We start from the raw sequence: 3,128 nt of genomic DNA on the forward strand, positions 1-3,128 counted from the left end.
GCCTATCACCGTGTCCTTGCCGGCGCCGCTCGGACCGACCACGGCGACGAAGACGCCGTTGCGGATCGGGAACCTCTCGGCCGACAGTTCGCGTTCGAGCAAGGCCGAGACCATCATGCTACCCGGCGCCCCTGCCGCCAGACGGTGCGCACGACCGGCACATGATCGTCGACGCGCACGCGCACCAGATCGGCGCGCCGGCCCGGCTCGATGACGCCGCGATCGTCGAGCCCGACCGCCTCCGCCGGGTTCCTCGAGACCATGGCAACCGCCTGCGGCAGCGAGATTCCCTCGACCACGTCGCCGAGGAAGAAGGCCGACTGGATCAGGCTGAAGGGGATGTAGTCGGACGACAATATGTCGAGCAGGCCATCGCCGGCCAGCGTACGGGCCGAGACGTTGCCGGAATGCGAGGCGCCGCGCATGACGTTGGGCGCCCCCATCAGCACGCCGAGGCCGGCCGCCTTCGAGGCCCGGGCCGCCTCCTCCGTAGTCGGGAACTCGGCGACGCGCACGCCTTGCTCGATTGCTTCCTCGACGTGGCCGGCGGTGGCGTCGTCATGGCTGGCGAGCACGATGCCGCGCTCGTGGCAGGCGGCGGAGAGGAAGACGCGGTTCGGGCCGGAATTCATGGCCGATTCCGCCATGCGCTTTTCGCAGAACTTCCGGAAGTCGCGATCGGAGAGCTTCAGCTTGCGCTGGTAGTAATAGGCATAGGTTTCGAGATTGACGAACTGGCGCTGTCCTGGCGCATGGTCCATCAGCGACGCCAGCTTCACCCGCTCGTCGGTCTCGAAATTGGCGAAGGCCTTCAGGCAGTCCGGCGCCGAGACCTCGCAGCGCAGATGGATGAAGTGGTCGGCCCTGAGCCGCTCCTGCTCGACGCTGTCCTCGATGGCGTCGGCAAGCTTGCGAATGTCGGCGGATGTGAGGTCGGCGTCCTCGTCCATGCCGACACGCAAGGCATCGAGCACGGTGGTGATGCCGGCGGTCGCCACTTGCGCGTCATGAGCAAGCACGGCGGCGATCGGATTCCAGCGCACCTTCGGGCGTGGCGCGTAATGGCCTTCGAGGTGGTCGGTGTGCAGCTCGACCAGGCCGGGAATGATGTAGTCGCCGCCCATGTCCTCGCCGGCGCGGGCAGCACCCGGATCGATGGCGGCGATCAGGCCGTCGCGCAGCACCAGCGAGCCCTCGACGATCTCGTCGGCAAGCACGATGCGGGCATTGGTGAGAACGGTCTCGGCGGTCATTTCAGGCAGTCCTTGGTAATCAGGCAGTTTGGTCTCAAGCAGTTTTTGCCTCAGGCAGTTTTCCGGGCCGAGCGGCGTCCCAGCGCGTGGTGGGACAGCACCATGAATGGGGCGCCCGGTTCGGTTTCGACGAACAGCGTCAGCGCATCGACCAACACCGGCCGCAGCAGCACTTCCGTGAACAGGCTGTCGATTGCTGCGCGCAGACGAGGGCTTTCCTGTGACGCGACGCGGCCGGACAGCGTCATATGAAAGCGGAAGGTCTCGAAGACGTAAGGGTAGCCCCATTGGCACAGGTTGCGGAACTCGTCCGGCTTCAGCGAATCGGGGCTGCGGCGCTCGATCTCGGCCTCGGTCAGCGGCGCGCGGAAGCGGTCGAAGGCGAGCACGACATCGCCGGCGAAGCGGTTGAGCGCCGGCACCGGCGCTTCCGGCACCAGCGCGAAGAAGCCGTCGATCTGGCCGACGACCAGGCGCGGGATGATGACCGCCTGGGTCCCTTCGGCAAAGCTGTCGAGCGCGGCGCGCAGAGAAGCCTCAGTCTCGTTCCCGGCCAGCCGGAATGGCGCCTTCAGCGTGGCATGGAAACCGTAACGGCGCGCCGAGGCGGTGTGGAAGGCAACTTCGGCCGCCGACAGCTCACCCACGGCCTCGACCGGCCGAGTGGCGGCGCCGAACGGGTCGCGTCCCAGCCAATTGGCGGCGATCCGCGCCAGCGGCTCGTCCTGGCTTGGGGTGAAATAGATGGCGTAGCGCATAAGAAGTCCTCGTCAGACCCGTTGCCATAGGTGATTTCCATGACGGATTGACGAAGCTTACGATGGTTTTCGATGGCAAATCGGCCAGGTAGGTCCTTAGCCGACGATTTTTCCGTGCTGGACCAATGGCTTCAACCGACCGCGAACCGGAAGCGATTCCGCTTGGCTGCAAAATGCTCAGTCAGGCCTTCATCAGCCATTCGTGCTCGGGCGCGTTGTGAAACTTCCAGGTGCGCTTCGGCCCGGCCATGACGTTGAGATAGTAGAGATCGTAGCCATGGCAGGCGGCGCATGGGTGGTAGCCCTTCGGCACCAGCACCACATCGCCGTCCTCGATCGCCATCGCCTCGTCCAGCTCGCGCTCGCCATTCCTGCCGGCGTCGGTATAGACGCGCTGGAAGGCAAAGCCCTGCGGCGGGTTGAGGCGGTGGTAGTAGGTTTCCTCGAGATAGGACTCCGCGGGGAGATTGTCCTGGTCATGCTTGTGCGGCGGATAGCTGGAGGTGTGACCGCCCGGCGTGATGACCTCGACCACCAGCAAAGAGTCGGCCGGCTTGCCTTCGGGCAGAATGTTGGTGACGTAGCGCGTGTTGGTGCCCTTGCCGCGCACCTCCTGGCCGAGATCCCGCGGAGCGATGACGCGGGCCGGCAGGCCGCCGCCAAGGCCGGGAGCCGAGCAGACGGCGAGTTCCAGCTCGGTGTCAGCGGTCACCGACCAGTTGGACCCCTCAGGCACATAGACCGACCAGGGCTTGCCCTCGAAGGGCGACATGCGCTCGCCGAGCAGGCCGAGATCCGTGCCGGCGGCGGACGCCTTGCCCTTGCCGGTGACGAAGACCAGGCAGACCTCGCGGTCGGCCGTTTCACCCGAAGCCGTCTCGCCCGCTTTCAGCCGATGAAGATCGAAGCCGACATAGGTCCAGCCGGCGCTTTGCGGCGTGACGTGGGCGACGCGGCCGTGGCCCTTGTCGGCCTTGACGAGCAGTTTGGACATTTTTGTCTCCTCAATCATTCCTTCGGTTCGGCCGGAGGCTTGGCCTCTTCGGCCGGCTTGTAGAGATAGAAGAACTGCCAGACGGCATAGCCGGCGAAGCCGAGCGCGATAACGCCCCAGAAA

The 3,128-nt window shown here is 65.7% G+C and carries 3 protein-coding genes and 2 pseudogenes; all 5 read right to left on the bottom strand.

Going from position 1 to position 3,128, the window contains the following annotated elements:
* Positions 1-117, bottom strand: a pseudogene (locus tag EN742_RS39695) (phosphonate metabolism protein/1,5-bisphosphokinase (PRPP-forming) PhnN); the annotation flags it as partial.
* Complete coding sequence (locus tag EN742_RS29620) at positions 114-1,253, bottom strand: alpha-D-ribose 1-methylphosphonate 5-triphosphate diphosphatase (protein WP_127404890.1); 1,140 nt, start codon at positions 1,251-1,253, stop codon at positions 114-116. The gene EN742_RS29620 and the pseudogene EN742_RS39695, both read right to left, overlap by 4 nt.
* Before the next feature lie 50 nt (positions 1,254-1,303).
* Positions 1,304-2,011: a DUF1045 domain-containing protein gene (locus tag EN742_RS29625; RefSeq protein ID WP_128333589.1), complete on the bottom strand. Its 708-nt coding sequence runs from the start codon at positions 2,009-2,011 to the stop codon at positions 1,304-1,306.
* Positions 2,012-2,192: 181 nt separating this feature from the next.
* Positions 2,193-3,005: a 5-deoxy-glucuronate isomerase gene (gene iolB / locus EN742_RS29630; protein WP_127404892.1), complete on the bottom strand. Its 813-nt coding sequence runs from the start codon at positions 3,003-3,005 to the stop codon at positions 2,193-2,195.
* 14 nt (positions 3,006-3,019) lie between these two features.
* Positions 3,020-3,128: pseudogene (locus tag EN742_RS40280) on the bottom strand (DUF3329 domain-containing protein); the annotation flags it as partial.

Origin of the sequence: Mesorhizobium sp. M4A.F.Ca.ET.020.02.1.1 (assembly GCF_004022645.1) — a bacterium.
Classification (GTDB): domain Bacteria; phylum Pseudomonadota; class Alphaproteobacteria; order Rhizobiales; family Rhizobiaceae; genus Mesorhizobium.

Coding starts and splice junctions, on each gene's coding strand:
- EN742_RS29620 (WP_127404890.1), bottom strand. CDS start 1,253: ATGACCGCCGAGACCGTTCTCACCAATGCCCGCATCGTGCTTGCCGAC.
- EN742_RS29625 (WP_128333589.1), bottom strand. CDS start 2,011: ATGCGCTACGCCATCTATTTCACCCCAAGCCAGGACGAGCCGCTGGCG.
- iolB (WP_127404892.1), bottom strand. CDS start 3,005: ATGTCCAAACTGCTCGTCAAGGCCGACAAGGGCCACGGCCGCGTCGCC.